The organism is Pedobacter sp. KACC 23697, from assembly GCF_045348445.1.
Taxonomy (GTDB): Bacteria; Bacteroidota; Bacteroidia; order Sphingobacteriales; family Sphingobacteriaceae; genus Pedobacter.
On record NZ_CP157485.1, the window covers coordinates 3,096,238 to 3,120,506 of the forward strand.

The window sequence follows — 24,269 nt, forward strand, 5'->3', positions numbered from 1 at the left end:
CACTATAATCTATATTTCAAAACTTCAACCATGGTTACATGGGCAAGTTCCAACTTTTCACTATGGTTAAACGTTAATTTTAACGCTGTACTGGCATTAATGCTAATCTCGATTGGTAGTGGCTGTTCCGTAGTGCCGATCATCGGTCTTTCTTTTTTAATATCCCCAAAGTACCGCGTAAAATCTCCGATAGTTAAAGAATCTGTAATCGATTTGGGCACCAATAATCTAATTCCTGCCTGAACAGAAGCCATATCATTATTTTTATAGGGTTGAACGATAATGCTATCCTGACCAATTGCTTTACCCTCATAAATGCTTAGGGGTAACTGACCGGCAAATCTCTTGTTGATTGGAACGATACCCAGCCTGTTAAGCTGGCTTAGAGGCAATCTGGTTAAAGAGTCTGTATAAGAAAGAAAACTATTGGTGATACTGACTTTCTCTGCCAATATATGGCCATTTTTTTCATCCGGCTGTTTATCCGCTCCACTACATCCCGAAAAATATAAAACTGTTGCCGCAATTAAAACCAGAAAAAAGTAAATACGACCAGATAAGCGCATAATTTTCATTTATAATTTATGTGTTGTGAAATTAAGCAATAGGTTGAAGGCATAGCCCTAAAATATGTCCGATCCTTAAAGACCAAGTGACCAAAAAAGCGATAATACTTCCCTTGTTCACTTAGCACAGCGACATCATCGGAAATATATTAAGTTTTAATAAATAGGCATGCTGAAGTACCTGGTACTTTTTGCCCGAAAAATTTAAGCTAGCTTTGAAAGCCATAGTTTTAAAATTTAAAGGTTAAAATTTGATTAGTGTAGCCAAGCTACAGTGTAAACTAAACCAAATATCAGGCCAATTGCATGGCACTACGCTCATCAGCAATCGCAAAGGCAAAACCTAAAATGGAAAAAATAAATATTTACATAGCTTGTAAATAGATTTAAACTATTAATAAAGGTTAATATTAATTGTTGTTTTTTTTACCAACACCTAACCTTAACATACAGGTTTGTAAGCATTAGTCTATAAAATGATACGATTTTTAAAGGGTTTGGGGCTGGGGAAAACATTCTGCCGTAAACTAAGTTTAAAACACTTTCCATATTTTTTTGTCAAAAGCAAAAACTGCATTTTATGGCAACGTTAGCCCCCGCCACATGATCATAAACCTGCAGGCCCTACACAAATCTGGTTTAAATTGCAGGGCATCCCCCGCACAGCTATGCGTTGGCTAAAACGGTAGTAGCGAACACGGGCCTTGTTTTTCAAACCTTGAAAAGATTTGAAATGCTGGATTTGAGATTGAAAATGCTATATCGATAAAAAATCTAACAGATTTAATTCTTCTGTTTATTTCTAACTATCATGCCAAGGAATAGTTTATTGAATAAAAATCAACACTAGTGACAGAAATTTTATTAGGTATTATTACTCAAGGAATCCTCATTCCCAACTTGATTAGGAATCTTGATACAAGTGCTTTAATATTCCCGCATGTGCGAGAATGTACTATTTCTACTTATAAAATAAATCCGACAACTATAGGATCAGCAAATGGGCCATCACTAACCCTTTTGTTCTTTCTTATTGATCAGAAAATAAACAGGAACCCCAAGCAAAACAATTATAAGTCCTGGCCAGGTATATTGTTGTTTGTAAATTAAAAGCAGTATGCAAAATGCCGCACCGATTAACAGGTAAATAACCGGTGTGATTGGATACAACCAGGCTTTGTAAGGTCTTTCTATTGCGGGTTGTTTTATCCTTAAGTAAATTACACCGAAAACTGTAATCATATAAAAGAGTACAATAACAAAAGAAATCATATCTAAAAGGTTACCATACTGCCCGCTTAAACACAAAGCAGCTGCCCAAATGCCCTGCATCCAGAGCGACCTTTCGGGTACGCCGTTTTTATTGTTTTGAAGTGCCGCCTTAAAAAACATACCATCTTTTGCCATGGTTTGAAACACCCTTGCCCCTGCCAGTACGATTCCATTAACACAACCGAAAGTAGAAATCATCACCAATAATGCAATGATCACTGTACCCATACCGCTGCCAAAAATTTGCTCAGAGGCTGCAACTGCAACCCGATCGTTAAGGGCGAAAGCAATACTATCTCTGTTTAGTGTATTGAGGTAAATAAAATTAACCAATAAGTAAAGAATCATGACGGCCGAGGTACCCAAAACCATAGAACGCACTACATTTTTTTTAGGGTTTTCGATTTCTCCCGAAACGAAGGTTACGTTTTCCCAGGCTACGCTCGAAAATACGGACCCCACCATAGCTGCTGCAATTCCGCCCATTATGGTCATTCCCGAAATAGATTCCCATCCCGATTGGAGAAAATTACCGCTCGGGTCTGTTTTAAGATTATTAAAAGCATTCCATCCAAAACTCATGTTTTCTGTCCAGAAGCTGTTTTTCACCAAAAGAAAACCCAAAACAATCAGGCCGATTAAAGCAACAATTTTAGAACCTGTAAAAATATTCTGCAGTATCTTACCGCCCTCAACGCCTTTTGTATTGATATAAGTTAAGAGTAGAATAACACCGATAGCCAGGATCTGGATCCAGGTAATTTTATAACCACCGCTTTGAAAGATTGGAGCAGCGTTGTTTAACGCAGGGATGAGGTAGGCCGTAAATTTACCAAAAGCCACTGCAACAGCGGCAATAGTACCAGTCTGGATTACCGTAAAAAGGCCCCAACCGTAAAGAAAACCCATCATTTTACCAAAAATCTCTTTCAGGTAAGTATATTGTCCGCCCGCTTTAGGAAACATAGAAGAAAGTTCACCATAAGAAATTGCAGCTGCAACAGTCATTATTCCTGTAATGATCCATACCACAATTAACCAATAACCAGAGCCTAAATTTCTCATGATATCGGCACTTACGATAAAGATACCGCTCCCGATCATTGAGCCCATTACCAGCATCGTGGCATCAAAAAGGCTTAACTTTCTTTTTGCAGATCCATCTTCTTTTTCCATTTTCATTTTTTAGTTCGGTTTAGTTGGTGGCTAATTTATTTAAAAAAAAGAAAATAGGTGCGCTTCGCCTGTATTATTTTAACTGAATATTTTTTTTCACAAGGGCAATGAAAATTTTAATCACAAAAAGAATATTTTATTAACTTGCTAAGTATAAGTCCGAAGTCTGGAATCCGGAGGCTACAATAAATTAACAAACCGGCAGGGTCCGGAGTTTAGAGAAGGTACTAGGGCTAGACAATACAGCTTACATAATTAACGGATTCAAAGAGTTGATCCATTAAATAACCGCTAACCAAATATAAAACCAATTATTAACTATGAACTTTTTACAAAACAATTTAATTTACTGTATTCCGGCGCTGGGGCTTGTTGGCATTATAGTTATGATGATTAAAAGCGCCTGGGTAAACAAGCAGGATGCAGGTGATCAAAACATGCAGGAACTTGCGGGCTACATAGCCGATGGTGCCATGGCTTTCTTAAAAGCTGAATGGAGGGTGCTGAGCATTTTTGCTGTTTTTACAGCAGCGCTTCTGGCTTATTCGGGAACGATTACCGAAATTAAAGGCATCCCGATGCATTCAAGCTGGATTATTTCTATCTCTTTCATTATTGGAGCGGTATTTTCTGCTACAGCAGGTTATATCGGCATGAAATCGGCAACGAAAGCCAATGTAAGAACCACACAGGCAGCCAGAACGAGTTTAAAACAAGCCTTAAAGGTTTCATTTACCGGAGGAACAGTAATGGGCCTGGGTGTTGCCGGACTAGCCGTTTTGGGTTTAGGTGGCTTATTTATCGTATTTCTTAAGCATTTTAATGTTGTATCGGTTAACAGTGTGGAAATGAAAACCGCCATCGAGGTTTTAACCGGATTCTCACTGGGTGCCGAATCTATTGCCCTATTCGCCCGTGTAGGCGGTGGTATCTACACCAAAGCCGCAGATGTTGGTGCCGATTTAGTGGGCAAGGTGGAGGCCGGTATCCCTGAGGATGATGTACGCAACCCCGCTACCATTGCCGATAATGTGGGCGACAACGTAGGTGATGTGGCCGGTATGGGGGCCGATTTATTCGGCTCGTACGTGGCTACTATTTTAGCAACCATGGTTTTAGGACAGGAAATTAATGTAACCGATAATTTTGGAGGAATGTCTCCTATTTTGTTACCCATGGTCATCTGTGGGCTGGGCATTGTATTTTCGATCATCGGAACCTGGTTTGTCACCATTAAAGATGAAAAATCGAATGTTCAAAATGCACTGAACCTGGGTAACTGGTCGTCTATTGTGATCACAGCAGTAGCTTCATTCTTTATAGTGAAATGGATGTTGCCTGAAACGCTTAATTTACGTGGATATGAATTTTCGAGCATCAATGTATTTTATGCCATTATAGTAGGTTTGGTAGTGGGCACCATTATGAGTGTGGTTACCGAATATTTTACAGCGATGGGCAAAGGTCCTGTAAATTCGATTATTCAACAATCTTCAACCGGGCACGCCACCAATATCATTGCTGGTTTATCTGTTGGGATGAAATCTACCGTAATTCCAATTCTGGTATTGGCCGGGGGAATTACGGCCTCTTACCATTTTGCGGGTTTATATGGCGTTGCCATTGCCGCAGCCGGAATGATGGCTACCACAGCCATGCAATTGGCTATTGATGCTTTCGGACCGATTGCAGATAACGCCGGCGGTATTGCCGAAATGAGCCAGTTGCCTCCCGAAGTACGTGAACGCACTGATAATTTAGATGCTGTTGGTAATACCACCGCAGCCACCGGAAAAGGTTTTGCCATTGCTTCTGCTGCACTTACCTCTTTAGCCTTATTTGCCGCCTTTGTTGGTATTGCCGGCATTACTGCAATAGATATTTATAAAGCACCTGTGCTGGCCGGTTTATTTGTAGGCGGGATGATCCCTTTTATCTTTTCTGCTTTATGCATCCAGGCGGTGGGTAAAGCCGCAATGGATATGGTGCAGGAAGTGCGCCGCCAGTTTCGTGAAATACCTGGTATTATGGAATACAAAGCAAAACCTGAATACGAAAAATGTGTGGCCATTTCTACCAAAGCCTCCATCCGTGAAATGATGATGCCTGGCGCGATTGCTTTAATTACACCTGTAATTGTAGGCTTTACGTTCGGACCGGAAGTTTTAGGCGGTTTATTGGCCGGCGTTACCGTAACGGGCGTATTGATGGGCATTTTCCAGAGCAATGCGGGTGGTGCATGGGATAATGCCAAAAAATCTTTCGAACAGGGGGTAATGATTAATGGAGAAATGCACTACAAAAAATCAGAACCGCATAAAGCATCTGTAACAGGAGATACCGTTGGTGATCCTTTTAAAGATACTTCCGGCCCTTCGATGAATATTTTGATTAAATTAATGTCTATTGTTTCACTGGTTATTGCGCCTTACATTGCAGTTAAGGCAATTGCAGGCGAACAAAAACAGGAAGTTCGGAAAGAAATCAGAATTGAACAAAAAACCGATGCTTCTGGCAACATAAAAACAGATACTTTAATCAATACGACTGATACATTAAGCCTTTAGCTGTAAAAACATAGATATAAACATCCATAAAAGGGATTTTAACAGAATCCCTTTTTCTTTTTGGTAATTTTTATTTAGGTTTACTGCTTATTATCATAAAATCAACAAACATAAAAGACTAAACAACTTATGAATCTAAAAAAGCCTATTGATGTGCTTATAGCAGAATCTGCTGAAAGCGGTGAAGGCACGCTGAAACGGACACTGAGCAGTACAAGCCTTGTTGCGTTGGGCATTGGGGCAATTATTGGTGCAGGCTTATTTTCGTTAACGGGTATTGCAGCTGCTGACCACGCTGGGCCTGCTGTAACCTTATCATTCGTATTGGCAGCAGTTGGCTGTGCTTTTGCCGGATTATGTTACGCAGAATTTGCATCAATGATCCCGGTAGCAGGAAGTGCCTATACCTATTCTTATGCCACCATGGGCGAGTTTATGGCATGGGTTATCGGCTGGGATCTTGTGCTCGAATATGCTTTAGGCGCCGCAACCGTGGGTGTTTCATGGTCTGGATACTTTAATAAACTATTGCATGAGTTTGGGCTCGAAATGCCCCTCTACTTAACTAAATCATTTGCAGAAGTAGATGGCGGCGGAATCAACCTTCCTGCCGTAGTAATTGTTTCCTTACTTTCATTAATGTTAATCCGCGGTACCAAGGAATCTGCAAGCCTTAACAACATTTTAGTAATTGTAAAAGTAGCTGTGGTAATTATTTTCATTGCGCTGGGCTGGAAATTTATTAATCCTGCTAACCACACGCCTTATATTCCTGCAAACACAGGTGTTAAAGGAGAATTTGGTATTTCAGGTATTGCAGCCGGTGCAGCATTGGTATTCTTTGCATTTATTGGTTTTGATGCTGTTTCTACCGCAGCCCAGGAAGCTAAAAATCCTCAAAAGGGCATGCCGATCGGTATATTGGGTTCTTTAGTGGTTTGTACTATACTTTATGTGTTATTTGCACACGTAATGACAGGTTTGGTACCATTTACTGTTTTTAAAGGTGATGCCTCTCCTGCGGCTACAGCTTTTAAAGTAACCGGGTACAGTTGGTTGCAAATGGGCTTAATTATTGCCATTTTAGCCGGTTATACCTCTGTAATATTAGTGATGTTGATGGGTCAGTCAAGGGTATTCTATACCATGTCTAAAGATGGATTGCTACCAAAATTCTTCAGCAGTATCCATTCTAAATTCAGAACACCTTTCAAAACCAATATTTTCTTCATGTTTTTTGTAAGCATCTTTGCAGGTTTTGTTCCGGTTACCGATTTAGGCCATATGGTTTCTATCGGTACATTGTTTGCATTCTCTTTAGTTTGTATTGGTGTAATGTTATTACGCAAAACAGATCCCGACAGGCCACGTCCTTTCAAAACGCCATTGGTTCCTTTTGTACCGATTATGGGTATCATTGTTTGCGTTTATTTAATGTCTTCACTTCCATTGGAAGCCTGGATCAGGTTAGCAATCTGGATGGGATTAGGTGTGACGATTTACTTCTTCTATGGTAAAAAGAACTCGGTTCTTGGAAACAGTGGGAGAACGGTAAAACCGGTAGATCCTCCAAAACCAGAATTGTAATTTAAAAAACAATATTTTTCATTGAGCCCCGATTTAAAGTCGGGGCTTTTTTTATGTTAAATAATTGTTAATAAAGTTAACTTTGCAAAAAACTGATAAAATGTACCGCAATTCGGCCAAAATTAAAAGTATTTATTTTTCTCTAACTGCTGCTTTATTATTCATTTCCACTATGGGGCATGCACAAAGAACCATTAATGATGTGATGGATTCTACCACGGTAAATCATTTACTCATTATATCGAAAAAGTACGGTTCATTATCATTTAGCGGATATTTACAACCTCAATTCCAGCTGGCAGAATCAAAAGGTACACAGGCCGAATTTCAGGGAGGAAATTTTGGTGATTTTACCAATAACCGGTTTAGGTTAAGGAGGGGCCGGTTAAGGGCCGATTATATGATGTTAACAGAAGATGGATCTCCCTCTACCTATTTTGTGCTCCAGTTTGATGGTACAGAACAAGGAGTGGCCATACGTGATTTCTGGGGCCGTTATTATGAAAACAAATGGAAGATATTAGCCGTAACGCTTGGCCTTTCAGGTCGTCCATTTGGTAATGAGCTTCAACTTTCTTCATCTGTTAGAGAAGCTCCGGAGCGGGGTAGAATGTCGCAGATTTTGATGAAAACAGAACGCGATCTGGGGGTAACTTTTACTTTAAATCCGCGCTGGAAAGATGCCAGACTTAAAAATTTTGTATTCGATTTTGGCATTTATAATGGCCAGGGTTTAGCGGGTAACGGAGAGTTCGACAACAGTAAAGACTATATTTTCAGGTTAAGCCATAAAACTTATGCATTTAAAAACTTTACCATTGCCGGTGGTGTAAGTATGCTTCAGGGAGGTTTAGATCATCGTTTGCCGGTGAGCTACAAAATGGAGGAAAACAATAATGTATGGAGAATGGTTAAAGATTCTTCTGCCGCAACAGTAAACAAAGTTGCTCCGAGGAGATATTATGGCGCAGACATTCAGTTGGCTACAAAAACCAAAAGCTGGAAATCGGAACTTAGAGCTGAAGTAATTTCGGGCCTGCAAACCGGCACTTCAACTACTTCAACCACACCTGGCTCCTATCCCGTTGATAATAAATCGCTGGCCCTGCCTTATTACACCAGAACTTTTAATGGTGCTTATTTTACCTTTGTGCAAACGTTAAACAGTACCGATAACCAACTCATTTTTAAATACGACTGGTACGACCCGAATGCTAAGGTTAAAGGTATGGACATTTCTGCCGATAAAGGACTTTCGCCTGCCGACGTTCGTTTTGATACTTTTGGTTTTGGCTTTTTACATCACTTTAACCCACACTTTAAAGCCGTACTGTATTACGATATGATCAAAAATGAATCTACTCAGATTTCTGGTTATACTGCTGACAGAAAAGATAATGTGCTTACCTTGCGTACCCAATTCTATTTCTAATAAATCATATTAACTTGAGAAATTGATATAAATTCCGCTACCTTTGCTTAAAATTGCGCTGCTATGAAATCTGATTTTATGACGTTCAACTTAAGCCAGATCCTATCGACAACGATGGTGCTCTTCGCGATTATCGATATTTTAGGGGCCATCCCTGTCGTAATCGAATTACGTAGAAAAGCAGGTCATATTGAATCGGAAAAAGCATCGCTGGTGGCAACAGGCTTAATGATCCTCTTTTTGTTTGTTGGCGAATCGCTCTTAAAAGTTATTGGTTTAGATGTAGAATCTTTTGCTATTGCAGGCTCATTCGTAATCTTTTTTATCGCCATGGAAATGGTATTGGGATTAACCATTTTTAAAGAAGAAGCGCCGGAAACGGTATCCATTGTTCCATTGGCTTTTCCTTTAATTGCCGGGGCCGGAACAATGACCACTTTGCTTTCGCTAAAAACAGAATACCATACCCAGAATATTGTAGTGGGCATCATCCTCAATATGTTGTTTGTGTACTTTGTATTGAAAAACACCAACAGGCTGGAAAAACTTTTTGGTAAATCTGGTCTGAACATTTTACGTAAAGCCTTTGGGGTAATTTTATTGGCTATTGCCATTAAATTGTTCAGGAATAATACAGGGCTTTAAAAGATGGTTGATGTGAGATGGAAAATGGATGATGGAGAACAGGTTCCTAATCCTCGCCATGACGAGAACAACATAAATGACGATCCCTTCACCAAACTGTAACAATAATTCCGTATATTCATCTAAACATAAAGCTAACATCATGAACAGCTTTGAAGAATATACCTTAATCATTGGAGTCATCGCCGTTTTAGTCGAGGCGGTGAAGTACGTTAAAAGAAATTTCAGATCCTGGTTTGAGCATACTTAGTATGCATTGAATCGATTTCTATTTTTTAAATAGATTCGTCATTTCCAACTTGACTGGAAATCTTAAAGCATTAGGATTCCCGCCTGCGCGGGAATGACGGCCGAGAAGATATTTACTGATCTTAAAATCCTTTAATCCTGATCAATCTTAGCGCTTAATCAACCTGGCTACAAACATGGTGTCTGCATTATTTTCGTAGCCTTTTATCAATTCCATTTTTTCCAGTTCCAAAGGTAATGTATCGGTCATATGTTTTACAACGGCCTCATTTTCTGCTGCAAAAGCAGAACAGGTAATGTAAATCAAAGGTTTACCGGTTTTAAGGTATTTTACCACATTTTGAGCAATGCCCTTTTGCATAGTTGCAAACTGATTGATTTTACGTTCTTCGAAAAAAGTGAGCATTTCAGGTGTTCTTCCCCATGTGCCAGAACCTGTACAAGGCGCATCTAAAATAATTCCATCAAACTGGTAATGGTGCAAAACCTGATCGTTGTTCCTTAAAAGATCAAGCTCTTTTTTATGATACTTTTTAATTCCTGCCAAACGAAAACGTTCATCCAGATTCAAGAGTACACTTTCCCGCAAATCTGAAACTAAAAGTTCAATTACAGGTTCAAAACTGTGCAAAAGCAAAGTCTTTCCACCCGAAGCGGCACAGCAGTCCCACCATTTATCCCATTTGTTTGGCTTAAAATACAAGCCGGTATGTTGTGAAGATAAATCCTGAACCTGATAACTCCCCTCACTTAAAACCGCTTCAAGTTTGGTTCCATTGGGCAAGGCCAAAGCGGTATCAGTAATTGCATTAACGGCAATGTTTTCAGCTTCCAGTTTAGAGATAACAACTTTAGCATCTTCAGCTTTCACCCGGATAAACAGGTCTGGCTGCTTCAAAAAAGAGGTAAAAAAGGTCTCTTTATTCATATCATCGGAAAGCGCTACATGAAAAGGATAAACCTGTTCTACATCAAATTCAGGATATTTAACTTTAACCAGCGCTAATTTTTCCCCGAGCGGCGAAGTGATACTTTCCTTTAAATCCGGCAGATTCTTCTCCACCAGCAAACTTATCGTATCATGGCATAGAAAATCTGCAATACTCAATCTTTCTTCAACAGGCAATGAAGATAAAGCCATACCTAACCTAAAAAAACTGTAAATATGCCTGGTTGCCCATCTCCTGTCGGATGAGCCCATCTGCTTATGCTGTTTAAAATAAGCCGGCAGAAAGCGATGTAAGGGCATGCTACCATCATAACTATTTAAAATATGTTCAAAGGCTCTTAACTGATGATCTGCTCTCATGCGATAATTAAAATGGAAGAAAATGATAGATTACTCTACCGGGCTTAAGGAGAAATTTTTATACTTCAATAACATTAAACTCGTATTAATATAGCCTAATTTTTCATCACGGATGAATGAAAAATTATTATGCAGCCCCTTGTATTTATCTTTTACGATATAATCCCTGTAATCTTCGCCATAGTTTACCAATAACCTGCCAAAATAATAGCCAATATCGAAACCTTTAAAGGCATACTCCCCTGGCTCAAAACCATATTTATAGCGATACTTTTTGATGAAAGTAATTACATTACTATTCTTGTAGTCGATTTTGTATGAAGAACTGATTATGGTATTCAGATCCTGCAGTTTATCGACAGGATAATTCTGCTTTACCCAATTCGGGTGACCAAAGAGCGAGATATTATACCCACCAGTTCGAAGATGCTTTAGTTTATAAAGCTTTTCTATAGTAGGGAGTACAAAAGCACGGTCGGAGGAGGCCAATACCACAACATATTGTTTGCCTTTGATCATTCTTGTTTCAAAAGCATAGGCTGAAGCATACTCCTGTACAACAAATTTACCACTAGTTTGAAAATAATTCCTTATTGGTGCGGCAAACTGTTCGTCTTCTGTTTTTTTAGGATTGATGAAAACTACTATCGTATTAGCGGGATTGTAATTTTTAGTGATGTACGTAGCTATTCTTTTTCCATGTAAGCCGATATTATTTACAATGGACACCAGATTAGGATTATTAAATTCAGTAGGTTCGGATGCAGCCAAAGGAGACACAATGATTGCATTATTTTCTTTGGCATAACTGGAGATAAACTTTAATCCGGCGGGAAAAACTGGCCCTATAATTAAATTGCTTTGTTTAAAACGCTCGTTCTTATACAGGAGCGATATATGTGCATTATCATCCTGCGTATCGAAAACATTTAGTTTAAAATTTAAACCCTGCGCCGCTGCAGAATCCAACCCCAGTTTAAAGCCCTGATAAAAATCGATAGGCATGGCGTACTTTTCAATTTCGGCTTTTGTGGCTGTTTTTAAATTTAGCTCATCCAGTTTAAAGGGAACGAGCAGCGAAACACTTGCCTGCGAAAACTTCTTGACCGGCTTTTTATCTGCAGGCTTTTCTTTTTCAACCGGCTTACCAGTTTCAGGCCTGGGTGTCCTGATTTTAGGCGAACATGCACCCAAAACTATCGTAAACAAAACCAGCAACCCATAAACCTTCTTAAAATTCATACCTATCATTTTTAACAAAATATGCTAGCAAAGTTTATTCCACCTTGCTAGCATACTCATATTATTTACATAAAGACTCCCGACTAAAGACTCAGGACTCCAGACTTAAAGCTATTCCCACTCAATAGTTGCCGGTGGTTTAGAGCTGATATCGTACACCACTCTATTGATCCCTTTCACCTTATTGATAATTTCATTAGAGATTTTAGCCAATACCGGATAAGGCAGGTGGCACCAGTCTGCAGTCATCCCATCCAGTGATTCTACCGCCCTTAAGGCAATTACATTTTCATATGTACGTTCATCGCCCATTACCCCTACTGATCTTACGGGCAAAAAGATAGCTCCGGCCTGCCATACTTTATCGTACAAACCTGCTTCTTTTAAATTGTCAATGTAAATTTTATCAGCATCCTGCAAAATGGCTACTTTTTCAGGAGTAACCTCCCCAATAATACGGATGCCTAAACCTGGCCCTGGAAATGGATGACGCCCTAAAATAAACGATTCTAAACCTAATGCGGTACCTACTCTTCTTACTTCATCTTTAAATAAAGTTTTAAGTGGCTCTACGACTTTAAGTTTCATAAAATCTGGCAAACCACCTACATTGTGGTGCGACTTAATGGTAGCCGACGGACCTTTTACCGACACCGATTCGATAATATCAGGATAAATAGTACCTTGAGCCAACCATTTTACATCCTGGATCAGGTGCGATTCTTCGTCGAAAACTTCGATAAATACACGACCAATAATTTTACGCTTGGTTTCAGGATCTTCTACGCCCGCCAACTGACCTAAAAATTTGTCTTTAGCATCAACCCCTTTAATGTTTAAGCCAAAATCTTTATACTGCTCTAAAACACTTTCATATTCATTTTTGCGCAATAAACCGTTATCCACAAATATACAATGCAGGTTTGTGCCGATAGCTTTATGCAATAGAACAGCAGCAACGCTACTATCCACACCACCTGAAAGCGCCAGAACAACTTTATCGTTACCCACAGTAGCTTTAATATCGGCTATAGTGGTTTCAACAAAAGCAGCTGAAGTCCAATCCTGGCTACATCCGCAGATATCAACCAGGAAGTTTTCTAAAAGGATTTTTCCATCAATACTATGCGTTACTTCAGGGTGAAACTGGATGGCATAAGTATCAGAATCTTTAATGTGGTAAGCGGCAACCCTTACACTATCGGTGCTGGCAATTAACTCAAAATTTTCAGGAATATCGGTAATGGTATCACCATGGCTCATCCATACCTGTGAACCGATATTGATCCCTTTAAATAATTTGTTTTCCTGGTTTACAAAATTCAGGTTGGCACGGCCATATTCGCGTGTTGAGGAAGGCTGAACTGCACCACCAGCATGTTGGGCAATATATTGTGCGCCATAACAAACCGCCAGTAAAGGATATTTTAAATGGTACTTTGATAAATCAATCTGAGGCGCATCTTCCTGGCGAACAGAGTATGGACTGCCCGAAAAGATAACACCTTTTACATCAGGCGTAACCTCAGGAAGATTGTTATATGGATATATTTCACAGTAAATATTTAGTTCGCGAACCCTACGGGCGATGAGTTGTGTAAATTGCGAACCAAAATCGACGATAATGATTTTTTCTTGCATCCGCAAAGGTACCAATTAGATATGAGATTTGGGACGGAAGATTATAGATTTTTGAAGGAAAAAGTCCAAAGTCAGTTTGGAGTTGAGCGTTTCGCGTTTGGAGTCAATTAACCGATTTAAACAGTTAACCAATATATAACTTGCAGTCACTAATAATAATAAAAAGGTGAACAATACTCCCCAAATAACCTTTAAACCTGCAGATTGGTATTTACTGATATTTTCATCTTTGCTGATTAAGGTTATATCTTTTTGAATAGCTTGCCATATTAACATCCTATCAAAGGAATCTCTATACCAGGCGGCATTTAACTTATAATGACTTGCTGCTGATTCCGGCGAAACTGGCATTAAGTCAAAACCCAAATCTTTTGCTTGCTTTATCAATTCATTAGGTTTTAAACCGATGAGATTGAGTTTACCAAGTGCACATTTAAGTGATATTTCCCAAAGACTAATGGCACTTATAAAAATTGTATTTTCGTTATTTTCAATTACAGAAATTGCCTTTTCTGAAAGGCTTTTCGGATCAATTATCGCCCACAAAAACTCATGTTTATCTAACAAGTAAACCATAGCCCTATCAGCTCTTCATCTGTCATGGCAAAATCGTTGTTAAAAATCACTTTAGCCTTACCTTCTAAAGGACCTAATTTTCTTTTAGTTTTACTTTTACCCGATTCTGGAAGAAAATAACCTATAACCTCTTTTTTTCTTCCATAAGTTACGGCAATACCAATACCTGCCTTAACATCTTTAAGCACTTCAGAAAAGTGAGCCTTAAATTCCCCAACTGACATTGTTTTCATAGCTAAATATTTTATAATCAAATACAAAGAAAACTTGTCAAGATGAAAACGCGTTATGTTTTAGAAATAAACTTTGATAAGCTGTTATACAACTTACAGTTACCAATAACAAATGAACCAGTGACCCCACTAAGATTCGATCAAAATCACCTCCACCCCAAATTTCCTCAAAAAGTCAACCCCTTCATCACTGGGCAAACCCTTGTAAGCGGCGTAAGATTTAGAATAATATACCAGTTTGATGCCTGACGATAAAATAAGGCGGGCACAGGCAATACAAGGTGATAAAGTGGTATAAAGTGTACAACCTTCTATTTTTGCTCCATTTTTTGAGGCATACAGAATAGCATTTTCTTCTGCATGTAAGGCTAATGAACAGCTTCCTTTACTATCCCGTGCGCATCCATGCTCCGGCCATTCCTCGTCGCAATTATGAGTACCGGCCGGAGGGCCATTGTAACCAATAGAAATAATGCGGGTATCTTTTGTTAACACTGCACCAACATGCGCTCGCACGCAATGTGAGCGGGCGGCCAGATCGGTGGCGAGGTTCATAAATATAGAATCGAAACTTGGTTTCTCTGTCATGGATTAAAATCAAAAAAGCCACAAAGAATTAAATCTTTGTGGCTGCTAAATTACTTTATTAAAAATTAATGTCCACCCTCTGCAGTGATATTTTCTACATCTATTCCTTGTTTCTTAAGTTCACCGCTCACTTTCCATGCGAAGAAAATTAAATATGCGAAACCGATAACCGGAATAATATATGAATGGTGAATGCCAGCACTATCAGCTAATTCGCCTTGAATAGGCGGAATAATTGACCCACCTAAAATCATCATGATCAGGAATGACGAACCTTGCGACGTATATTTACCTAAACCGGTAATGGCTAACGAAAATATTGACGGCCACATAATTGAGCAGCATAAACCGCCACTCACAAAAGCGAAAATAGCCACATGGCCTGTTGTGAACAAACCAATGATCATGGCCAAAGCACCCAAAGTACCAAAAATAGCAAGCGTTTTAGCTGGTTTTTCCTGTCCGATGAAAACAGCTAAAACCATGATGGCAATACACAATCCATAAACATATAAATTACCCACATCTGTACCAGTTGCATGGTTAACACCTAAAATAATGGCGAATGCTACGAAAGGTACGATAACTGTCAGGATATTTTTCGTCATTTTAGTCAGGTTGAAAGCACTAACGGCCCCTGCCCAACGGCCAATCATCATACTTCCCCAATATAAAGAGATATACGGTTTAATATCAGCATCCGCTAAACCACCGAATTCAGGTAATTTTAGCAAAGCGCCCAAATTACTTTGAATCGTTACCTCTGTACCTACATACATAAAGATGGCCAACATCCCCAAAACCAATTGAGGGTACTGCATCGCACCCCAGCTTGAAGAATTTTCCTTTTTAGCAAAATAACCAAACAATAATGCACCTAAAATGATCACGAATGAAGAGTAAACAAAAATAGATGCACTAATCCCCGTTAAGTTCGCTAACGGGCTGGCAGCAGCCACCATCAGGAAGCCCAAAATCATCACGACCAATGGTCCGGTAGGCTTGCTACTGGCTTCTATTTTCTCTGTGCTGGTAACATCAGGAAGTTTAGAAACCCCAAAAAATATGGCAACAGCTAGAAACAGGCCAGCCAAAATATAATATAGGTTATTAATAGACGAAATTTCTACAGCCTTGGCAACCGCATCATTTGCAGTTCCAAATAATACAACACTAACAATAACTGGCCCCATCAAACCACCAAAGTTATTAACCCCGCCGGCGAGATTTAGGCGATGTGCACCACTTTCAGGTTCACCCAAGGCAACTACAAAAGGGTTTGCGGCCGTTTGCTGTAAAGAAAAGCCCAAAGCAATGACAAAAAAAGCAAACAGGATAAATAAAAACGATCCTGAATGTACGGCTGGAATCATTAAGAGTGCCCCCGCTGCAGAAATAATAAGGCCCGCAATAATTCCTTTTTTGTAACCAATTTTATTTAAAATATCTACTTTGGAAGCCTGCGAAGCAAAATACAGGATCAGCGACCCGATAAAATAGCCACCATAAAATGTAAAATCTATTAATTGAGACTCGAATTGAGTTAATTTAAAATGCGTTTTACAAAAAGGAATAAAGATGCCATTTGAAGCAGCAACGAAGCCCCAAAAAAAGAATACAGTTATAATTGTATATAGCGCTGTACCATAATTTTTAGTTGTGTCTTTTGTCATTTTTTGATAATTGGTAAATTGATTTAGTGGGGCTAAACTTAAATAAAAAAAACTAATAACCAGTATTTTTTATGCAACCTGTGCAACAAAAATAAATGTTACATGTTTAGGTATAAAATTGCATATTCGCATATTCTAAACAATACAATGCATGTTTGAAGCCATATTACTAGGTATAGGAGCAGGGATTATTTCATCGTTTTTAACAGGGCCTGTATTTTTTGCGATGATTAAAACGAGCATAGAAAGGGGCTTCAAAGCTGGTTTCTCATTGGCCGTTGGTGTAATTATAAGTGATATTATTCTGATTGGTCTGGTTCTTTTTGGGAGCCAGTTTGTTGATTATAAATCTGAATTTGATAAATACGTCGGCAGTATCGGAGGGGTATTCCTGCTTGCAGTGGGCATCTATTACCTGGTTTCTAAAATCACCGTACATTACGACAGTAGCACGCTACAAAAAGTGAGCAAACGAGGTTATGTGCTGAAGGGTTTTTTAATGTGTATCCTCACCCCTTCTACCCTCATGTTCTGGATTATTGTGAGCGGGATTATATCTGTTAAGCTCAATAATATGCTTAATGAAAAACTGGTCTGCTTTTTTATTGCCATGGCTACCCAACTCGGCATTGATGGTGCTAAAAGTTTTTACTCAAGCAAACTCCGTTATAAAATAAAAGAAGACGCACTTAAAAAGCTGAATAAAATTGCAGGTGTAGTCATCATCTTTTTCGCCTTCTGGCTGATTATTAAAACTTACCTGAAGTTTTACGCATAAAATTTACATTCCCTGCAAATTAATCTTGCATAGCGCCTTTTGTTCCTTAATAGTTTTTTTGAAAAGCAATGACGGTGCAGCTATTAAGCGTTAGTCCTGCCAATGCTGCAAGTCCTCGGCAAATGAAGGATTTGCCTCCGGGCTTTGCGCGAATGTCAGGTTTAGATAGCGGGTCAGCTGTATTGGAAAGCCACATGATTAAAAGATTGCTTCGTCGTTTCCTCCTCGCAATGACGTGATTTTTAATAAAGCTTATTCTTCTCTCTGTGCAAACTCAGTGCACTCGGTGGTAAAAAAAAAATAGCCCATATTACTATGAGCTATTTGTTATTCAACTATTTTAGGGTCTAATATGCCCTTTGGTTATTTCCTTCTTTCCAGTTAATAAAAGCTTTATTAACCACCTTATTACCGCCTGGTGTAGGGTAATTTCCAGAGAAATACCAGTCACCTTTGTTTTTCGGACAAGCCTCATGCAGGTTTTCTAAACTCTGGTAAATTACTTCAACCTCAGCAACAGTACCTTTTGGGGTAATAATCTGTGCAATTTTAGCCGAAATTTCTTCCGGGGTAAATGGTTTATAAATTTCTTTAACGTGGTTTACAATTTCCTCTTTAGGTAAAAGTAGCGAAGCTTTACATTTGGTATAAACATCTTCAATTACCTGCCACATGCCGCGTTCGGTAAGCAACTGGATAGCCGCATCAAAAGCCACAAACTGCCCCATTCTACTCATATCAATACCATAACAATCAGGGTAACGGATTTGAGGTGCTGAAGAAACAATAATAATTTTCTTCGGGTGTAAACGGTCTACAATTTTAATAATACTCTGCTTTAAGGTCGTACCACGTACAATTGAGTCATCAAGTGCAACCAAAGTATCCTGATGGTTGTTTATAATACCATAAGTGGTATCGTAAACGTGTGCTACCATTTCACTACGATCAGCATCCTGGGTAATGAAAGTTCTTAGCTTCACATCTTTAACCGCCAGCTTCTCTACCCGGGGTGCTAAAGACAGCAAGTCCTCAAGCTGTTGATGGGTTAGCGTTTCTTTTTTATGCAAAAGTATATCTTTCTGGTGCCGGCGTACATATTGCTGAACACCATCAACCATACCAAAGAAGGCTACTTCAGCCGTATTCGGGATGAAAGAGAATACTGTATTTTTTAAGTCGTAATTAACCGCCTGAAGAATTTTATCACTCAATAAGCGGCCCAGCTGTTTCCGTTCACGGTAAATCTCCACATCACTTCCTTTTGAGAAATAGATCCGTTCGAACGAGCAGGATAATCTTTCGGTAGGTTCACGAAACTGCTCCATGCTTACCTCACCGTTTTTCTTGATAATTAAAGCATGACCCGGATCGATCTCTTTAACGTCCTTAAACTGAATATTAAATGCAGTTTGTAAAGCTGGTCTTTCAGAAGCAGCTACAACAATTTCATCATCGTAATAGTAATATGCCGGACGGATACCTGCCGGATCGCGCATGATGAACGAATCGCCATTACCTACCATACCACAGATCGAATAACCGCCATCCCAGGTTTTGGCCGAGCGGCGAAGAATATTGGCAATATCCAGGTTATCAGATATTTTATGGGTAATGGCAACGTTATCGTGTCCTTCTTTTTTGTACTGATCAAAAAGCTCCTGGTTTTCATCATCTAAAAAGTGACCGATTTTTTCTAATACGGTTACCGTATCTGCTTTTTCTTTTGGATGCTGCCCCAACTCGTACAATTGCTCCAATAACTCATCTACATTCGTCATGTTAAAGTTACCGGCAATGACCAGGTTACGTGTCATCCAGTTGTTTTGCCTTAAAAAAGGGTGGCAATTTTCAATACTGTTCTTACCATGGGTACCATAACGCAAATGGCCCAATAAAACTTCGCCAATAAAGCTGACGTTGTTTTTGAGCCATTCTGTATCCTGCATCAATTCGGGGGTATTTTCCTGAATATCAACAAATTTGTTCTGCACATATTCGAAAATATCGGCTACCGCGTTAGAGGCCATGCTCCGGTATCGGCTAATGTACCTGCTACCGGGTTTCATATCCAGTTTAATGGTGGCAATACCTGCGCCATCCTGGCCCCGGTTATGCTGTTTTTCCATTAAAAGGTATAATTTGTTAAGGCCGTAAAGTGCTGTACCGTACTTTTGCTGGTAGTAAGAAAGTGGTTTTAACAGGCGAATAAAAGCGATTCCGCATTCGTGTTTTATCTGATCACTCATTGTGTGGGTTTGAAGCCGCAAAGTTATCCTTTTAAAACATTACTACCTAAACAAAAGTGTTTTCTTTTGTCACAACCGGGTTAATTTGGAAATCATGAAATCCACGAGATTATTTAGAATTATTCAAAATAATTTGCAATTAACTACAATACTAGTTATTATTGTTGCTCAGATATTAATTTATAAAAACTAAAAACTATGAAAAAAAACTTTAGATTAACAGCCCTGGGCGGCTTTTTCTTTATATTAAGATTTCAACAGAGCAAAAAACCATAAAACACTGTATTATTAATTAGAACCATTCTAAATAACTTGCATAATCCATCTTAAATTAACACCTTTGCTTCTTTATTAAGATTTAGTCTAAATTGAAGAAAATTTACACATCCCTATTATTCTTATTTATTTGTGGCAGTGCGCTGGCGCAAATCAAGAACGTGGTTACCGGAAAAGTGGTTGACCCGCAAAACAAGCCTTTAGAACTTGTTAACATCAAAATTGTAGAAACCAACCAATATGCCATTACCGATAAGCATGGTATGTTCAGGGTTAACGGATCGGAAACGAACAACATTTTAACGCTTGAGTTCTCGTACATCGGTTACCAGAAGTTAAGCTTCCCCGTAACTGTTAAAGCCGGAGAAACCAATCTAGGTAATATTCAGTTAAAGGTTTTAGACTTAAGCCTGGAGAACATTGAGATCAATGCCAAGCGGAATTACTCAGGCTCTACCAACTCATCGCTGATTATTAACCGCGATATGATAGAGCAGACTCCAGCCCTGAGCGTAAACGATTTGTTGAACCAGATTCCGAACAGGAAAATTACGCCACCTTCTTTACAGAATATCCAGAATTTGACGTTGCGCTCTGTTTTTGAGCCAACCACTACTGGCCGAGATCCATTTACACTTAACAATTCATTTGGAGTGGCCATCATCATTGATGGAAACAATATTTCCAATAATGCCAACATGCAAGGCTATAACCCCGGACTAAGGGGATTAGGCAGCACAAGTATCAGCAGTAATGATTTTGGTTTAACAGGAACAACCTCTACAAGCTCTTACAGTGGCGATTTTGCTTATGGAGGTACCGATTTAAGGCAGATCCCGGCAGATAATATCGAAAGTATTGAAGTTATTGCTGGCGTACCGTCAGTAAAATATGGCGATTTATCAGATGGTGCAGTGATCATAGAACGCCAGGCAGGAAAATCTCCTGCCTATGTTCGCATGCAGGTAAGGGATAATGCTACATCCTACAATTTTTCTAAGGGTTTTGTACTTGGACCAAAACTGGGCAGCTTTAATATTGGCGTAAATTACGTTAACTCTTATGCTGATAACCGGGATAAAATTAAAGCCTATAAACGTGTTAACACCAATGCAATGTGGACAAATGCCTTTGGAAAAGACAAAAGGCTTAAAAATACTTTGAGTTTTGATTATGGAAAAAATTTGGATGGTGTTAAAAAAGATGATGATGATCCAACCTCAAAAATATTGAATTTCGATAGTTGGAACATGAGCTTAAGCAACCGCACAAGTTATAGGTTTGAGGGAAATTTCTTAAAAAACATCAGCTTAAACTTACGCTATAGCGATTCGCATCAACGCAGTTATACTGAACAATTTGTTAATAGCCCTTATATTTTGTACAGCAACTCAACCGAAACCGGTTTTACCAATGGAATTTACGACAAAGGGATTTACACTGCGGTAAGTGATGTAGATGGAAGGCCGGTTACAGCTTCAGCTCAGTTGGAGCTAAATGCTGAATATAGAACTGGCGAAATAAGGCATTTTGTAAACTTTGGAGGAAACTTTTCCTATGCCGCCAATAGGGGTTTGGGCAGGCTTTCAGATCCAGCCAGACCTAGGATCGGCTATAATACAACCGGTAACAGCCTTTCAAGTGGTCCTTCTGAGCGTTACTATGATTTTTCTCTTGTTTATACGCAAAAAGATTTTGGACTGTATGCCGAGGATGTATTTTCACTAAAAATCAATAACAGGGAACTCAATTTCCGTGGCGGATTAAGGTTAGACGGACAAAACGGTTTTGTTACGCTTTCTCCGCGTACCAACATCAACTATCAAATTACCAACGATTTTAGGTTAGGTTTTGCATATGGCCTATCAGTAAAATCGCCGGGTTTAGCACAAAGATACCCAGGCCCTACATTTGTTGATATTCCACTCATAAATGCCTACAACGGAAATGCTAACGAAAGCGCAAGTATTTTCTACATCCAGCGCTTTGATCCAGATGGCAGCAAATTAAAATCATCGAAAGGGCAAACTTTTGAACTTTCAGGTTTATATAAAATCACAGATTATCAGTTATCGTTTTCATTGTTTAATAAGCTAAATACGCAGGGCTATAATACCGTTAATCAATACGATATATTAACACTCCCGCAATATTCGGCGGTGTTTGTCCCAGGTGCTAAACCTATACTTACCGAAACTGGTGTTAAAAGATTTTTAATTAACCACAATGAGTTTAACAACGATCTAAAAACAGATAACCAAGGTTTCGATTTAATATTAACTACGCCAAAATACGAAGCCATATCTACTTCATTTAATATCAGCGGTGGTATATACCGTTCAAATTATAAGGAAACATCAAATCGTTTTGGGACTACCATTTCGGATAATAATACCGCTCCTGATTATCCTGTTACCGGAGTTTACGCGCCAAGAAAGCGGACTACCTATTTTAGTTCTGGCAGGGTTATCTCTTCAACCCATATACCGGCTATTAGTTTAATTGTACAGTTAACTGCAGAGTTTAGTTTCTTAAACAAAACCCTTATCAACGCAAGCGACGGTGTACCTAAAGCCTATTTTACACGGGATGTTAGGTATGTAGAAATCACAAATCCAGATCCTAACAGCAGCGTTTATGGTCATTTGTTTATACCGGAAAATGAGCTTACCTCTGACAATCAATATCGGATTTACTCCAACTACCATTTAAGCTTGGCCAAGGAAATTAAAAAGAAATTTAGGTTTGCATTTAATGCCTATAATTTCTTGAATTACCAACCTAGATATCAAAGACCTAACAGTATTACAGTTGTGTCGCCAAATAGCGCACCAACATTTGGTATTGAATTATCCTTAAAACTTTAATCATGATGAAAAATTTTCTTTTAATAATAGTTATCGGATTACTGTTCTCTTGCAAAAAAGAACACTCACCAGAGGTACCACCTACAGATTTGAATGTAAAAGTTGCTTTTGATCTTGCCAATAGCGGCTACACCTTTCCGGTAGCAAATATTACAGTTAGGATAAAGAGTTTAATTTCTGGCAGGTTCCGTACACTTACCACAAATGATAAAGGCTTGGGTACTTTTGATGATTTACCAGCTGGAAGATATGATGTAGATGTAAGCTATACGATATCTGCGGCAGATTACACAGCGATAACAGGGATAATTACATCAAAACCCGTAATATTTAATGCCTCTGAAAAAAACAAGCTAGTTAATAAAAATAATACTGCACAATTAATATTAAACCTTAAAGCAGGTGCTGTAGGTACTTGGTTAATAAAACAGGTATATTATGCAGGATCAGATAGAACATTAGGCGCACTTTACAGAGATCAGTTTATCGAAATTTATAATAATACAGACCAGGTAATGTATGCAGATAGCTTGTACATTACCGAAATTTGGGGAAGACAAAGTACAGCTAACACTACCTATAATCTACAAGCAAACGGGCAATATGATTGGTCGAAGTCTCTCAACATGGTTACCGCAAATGGAGATCCTAATAATGACTTCATTTACGCAAAAACGCTTTGTATGATCCCGGGTAATGGCACAACACATCCAGTAAAACCTGGAGAAAGTATTGTTTTGGCTCAAACCGCTTTAAATCATAAATCGCCATTTACAGGAACCGATGGACAAACAATATCAGTAAGAAACCCAGAGTTGACAGTAGATTTAAGTACGGCAGACTTTGAAGCATATTATGGCTCTTTTCTGGCAAAACCTTTAGATTCAGATATCGATAACCCATTGGTAACTAACGTTGAAGTGCTTTCTTATATAGGTACTGATATGATTTTGGATAATAATGGAAGAACAGGTATTGCTATTTTTAAAGTGGATAGGACACAAAATGTAAAAAACTGGCCAATGTATAACGAGCCTAGTAAAACTACGCCGTCATCTACAGCACGCAAGTATTATCAAATTCCGTCGAAATATGTCATCGATGCGATGGAAATACAACCCAATATTGCTTCATCCAGGTTGCCAAAAAAACTTGGGGCCGACCTTGATGCCGGATTTGCATTTGTGCCACAAGGAGCCTACACTTCTCAATCGGTTATCCGCAAAACGGACAGAACAGAAAACGGAAGGGTCATATTAAAAGACACTAATAACTCTACCGAAGATTTCGACTTTTTAGACATTGCTTTAGCAAGAGCTTTTAAATAAAAACATTTACAAGTA

Annotated in this window: 17 protein-coding genes; 7 read left to right on the plus strand and 10 right to left on the minus strand. The window is 38.9% G+C overall.

Annotated features, from left to right (window positions below; genetic code table 11):
• Window positions 1-2: 2 nt before the first annotated feature.
• Window positions 3-575, minus strand: a complete 573-nt coding sequence (locus ABEG20_RS12310; protein WP_406823636.1) for a hypothetical protein — start codon at window positions 573-575, stop codon at window positions 3-5.
• 1,002 nt (window positions 576-1,577) lie between these two features.
• Window positions 1,578-3,014 (minus strand): APC family permease, encoded by a 1,437-nt coding sequence (locus ABEG20_RS12315; RefSeq protein WP_406823637.1) that lies wholly within the window; start codon window positions 3,012-3,014, stop codon window positions 1,578-1,580.
• A gap of 320 nt (window positions 3,015-3,334) precedes the next feature.
• On the opposite strand from ABEG20_RS12315, the gene ABEG20_RS12320 reads away from it, so the two are divergent.
• The 4 genes from ABEG20_RS12320 to ABEG20_RS12335 all read left to right on the plus strand — a co-directional run bounded on the left by ABEG20_RS12320 (window position 3,335) and on the right by ABEG20_RS12335 (window position 9,245).
• Window positions 3,335-5,581 (plus strand): sodium-translocating pyrophosphatase, encoded by a 2,247-nt coding sequence (locus tag ABEG20_RS12320; RefSeq protein ID WP_406823638.1) that lies wholly within the window; start codon window positions 3,335-3,337, stop codon window positions 5,579-5,581.
• Window positions 5,582-5,710: 129 nt separating this feature from the next.
• On the plus strand, window positions 5,711-7,168 hold the full coding sequence (locus ABEG20_RS12325; RefSeq protein WP_406823639.1) for an amino acid permease: 1,458 nt from the start codon (window positions 5,711-5,713) through the stop codon (window positions 7,166-7,168).
• Window positions 7,169-7,268: 100 nt separating this feature from the next.
• Window positions 7,269-8,600, plus strand: coding sequence for a porin (locus ABEG20_RS12330; protein ID WP_406823640.1), 1,332 nt, complete (start codon window positions 7,269-7,271; stop codon window positions 8,598-8,600).
• 78 nt (window positions 8,601-8,678) lie between these two features.
• Complete coding sequence (locus ABEG20_RS12335) at window positions 8,679-9,245, plus strand: MarC family protein (RefSeq protein ID WP_406827396.1); 567 nt, start codon at window positions 8,679-8,681, stop codon at window positions 9,243-9,245.
• 397 nt (window positions 9,246-9,642) lie between these two features.
• Here ABEG20_RS12335 and ABEG20_RS12340 read toward each other — a convergent pair whose 3' ends face one another.
• The 7 genes from ABEG20_RS12340 to ABEG20_RS12370 form a co-directional block, all read right to left on the minus strand.
• A complete protein-coding gene (locus ABEG20_RS12340; protein ID WP_406823641.1) occupies window positions 9,643-10,803 on the minus strand; it encodes an RsmB/NOP family class I SAM-dependent RNA methyltransferase in 1,161 nt (386 codons plus the stop codon).
• Between the two features lie 30 nt (window positions 10,804-10,833).
• The gene (locus tag ABEG20_RS12345; RefSeq protein WP_406823642.1) at window positions 10,834-12,045 is read right to left on the minus strand and encodes an ABC transporter substrate-binding protein; all 1,212 of its coding nucleotides are present in this window, start codon (window positions 12,043-12,045) and stop codon (window positions 10,834-10,836) included.
• Window positions 12,046-12,156: 111 nt separating this feature from the next.
• Window positions 12,157-13,686 (minus strand): glutamine-hydrolyzing GMP synthase, encoded by a 1,530-nt coding sequence (gene guaA / locus ABEG20_RS12350; RefSeq protein WP_205056471.1) that lies wholly within the window; start codon window positions 13,684-13,686, stop codon window positions 12,157-12,159.
• Between the two features lie 15 nt (window positions 13,687-13,701).
• Window positions 13,702-14,232 (minus strand): type II toxin-antitoxin system VapC family toxin, encoded by a 531-nt coding sequence (locus ABEG20_RS12355; RefSeq protein WP_406823643.1) that lies wholly within the window; start codon window positions 14,230-14,232, stop codon window positions 13,702-13,704.
• 14 nt (window positions 14,233-14,246) lie between these two features.
• The gene (locus ABEG20_RS12360; protein WP_406823644.1) at window positions 14,247-14,495 is read right to left on the minus strand and encodes a type II toxin-antitoxin system Phd/YefM family antitoxin; all 249 of its coding nucleotides are present in this window, start codon (window positions 14,493-14,495) and stop codon (window positions 14,247-14,249) included.
• A gap of 129 nt (window positions 14,496-14,624) precedes the next feature.
• A complete protein-coding gene (locus tag ABEG20_RS12365) occupies window positions 14,625-15,083 on the minus strand; it encodes a deoxycytidylate deaminase (protein ID WP_406823645.1) in 459 nt (152 codons plus the stop codon).
• A gap of 65 nt (window positions 15,084-15,148) precedes the next feature.
• Window positions 15,149-16,756: an MFS transporter gene (locus ABEG20_RS12370; RefSeq protein WP_406823646.1), complete on the minus strand. Its 1,608-nt coding sequence runs from the start codon at window positions 16,754-16,756 to the stop codon at window positions 15,149-15,151.
• A gap of 151 nt (window positions 16,757-16,907) precedes the next feature.
• Between ABEG20_RS12370 and ABEG20_RS12375 the strand changes: the two genes are divergently transcribed.
• Window positions 16,908-17,534: a LysE family translocator gene (locus ABEG20_RS12375; RefSeq protein ID WP_406823647.1), complete on the plus strand. Its 627-nt coding sequence runs from the start codon at window positions 16,908-16,910 to the stop codon at window positions 17,532-17,534.
• A 347-nt stretch (window positions 17,535-17,881) separates the two neighbouring features.
• On the opposite strand, the gene ABEG20_RS12380 is transcribed toward ABEG20_RS12375, so the two are convergent.
• On the minus strand, window positions 17,882-19,783 hold the full coding sequence (locus ABEG20_RS12380; protein ID WP_406823648.1) for an amidophosphoribosyltransferase: 1,902 nt from the start codon (window positions 19,781-19,783) through the stop codon (window positions 17,882-17,884).
• Window positions 19,784-20,151: 368 nt separating this feature from the next.
• On the opposite strand from ABEG20_RS12380, the gene ABEG20_RS12385 reads away from it, so the two are divergent.
• Together ABEG20_RS12385 and ABEG20_RS12390 are read left to right on the plus strand one after the other, a co-directional pair.
• A complete protein-coding gene (locus tag ABEG20_RS12385) occupies window positions 20,152-22,926 on the plus strand; it encodes a carboxypeptidase-like regulatory domain-containing protein (RefSeq protein WP_406823649.1) in 2,775 nt (924 codons plus the stop codon).
• A gap of 2 nt (window positions 22,927-22,928) precedes the next feature.
• Complete coding sequence (locus ABEG20_RS12390; protein ID WP_406823650.1) at window positions 22,929-24,254, plus strand: DUF4876 domain-containing protein; 1,326 nt, start codon at window positions 22,929-22,931, stop codon at window positions 24,252-24,254.
• Window positions 24,255-24,269 lie beyond the last annotated feature (15 nt).

What these genes read in the sequence shown, in the direction of transcription:
- ABEG20_RS12310 (WP_406823636.1), bottom strand. Translation starts at nt 575, where the DNA reads ATGAAAATTATGCGCTTATCTGGTCGTATTTACTTTTTTCTGGTTTTA.
- ABEG20_RS12315 (WP_406823637.1), bottom strand. Translation starts at nt 3,014, where the DNA reads ATGGAAAAAGAAGATGGATCTGCAAAAAGAAAGTTAAGCCTTTTTGAT.
- ABEG20_RS12320 (WP_406823638.1), top strand. Translation starts at nt 3,335, where the DNA reads ATGAACTTTTTACAAAACAATTTAATTTACTGTATTCCGGCGCTGGGG.
- ABEG20_RS12325 (WP_406823639.1), top strand. Translation starts at nt 5,711, where the DNA reads ATGAATCTAAAAAAGCCTATTGATGTGCTTATAGCAGAATCTGCTGAA.
- ABEG20_RS12330 (WP_406823640.1), top strand. Translation starts at nt 7,269, where the DNA reads ATGTACCGCAATTCGGCCAAAATTAAAAGTATTTATTTTTCTCTAACT.
- ABEG20_RS12335 (WP_406827396.1), top strand. Translation starts at nt 8,679, where the DNA reads ATGACGTTCAACTTAAGCCAGATCCTATCGACAACGATGGTGCTCTTC.
- ABEG20_RS12340 (WP_406823641.1), bottom strand. Translation starts at nt 10,803, where the DNA reads ATGAGAGCAGATCATCAGTTAAGAGCCTTTGAACATATTTTAAATAGT.
- ABEG20_RS12345 (WP_406823642.1), bottom strand. Translation starts at nt 12,045, where the DNA reads ATGAATTTTAAGAAGGTTTATGGGTTGCTGGTTTTGTTTACGATAGTT.
- guaA (WP_205056471.1), bottom strand. Translation starts at nt 13,686, where the DNA reads ATGCAAGAAAAAATCATTATCGTCGATTTTGGTTCGCAATTTACACAA.
- ABEG20_RS12360 (WP_406823644.1), bottom strand. Translation starts at nt 14,495, where the DNA reads ATGAAAACAATGTCAGTTGGGGAATTTAAGGCTCACTTTTCTGAAGTG.
- ABEG20_RS12365 (WP_406823645.1), bottom strand. Translation starts at nt 15,083, where the DNA reads ATGACAGAGAAACCAAGTTTCGATTCTATATTTATGAACCTCGCCACC.
- ABEG20_RS12370 (WP_406823646.1), bottom strand. Translation starts at nt 16,756, where the DNA reads ATGACAAAAGACACAACTAAAAATTATGGTACAGCGCTATATACAATT.
- ABEG20_RS12375 (WP_406823647.1), top strand. Translation starts at nt 16,908, where the DNA reads ATGTTTGAAGCCATATTACTAGGTATAGGAGCAGGGATTATTTCATCG.
- ABEG20_RS12380 (WP_406823648.1), bottom strand. Translation starts at nt 19,783, where the DNA reads ATGAGTGATCAGATAAAACACGAATGCGGAATCGCTTTTATTCGCCTG.
- ABEG20_RS12390 (WP_406823650.1), top strand. Translation starts at nt 22,929, where the DNA reads ATGATGAAAAATTTTCTTTTAATAATAGTTATCGGATTACTGTTCTCT.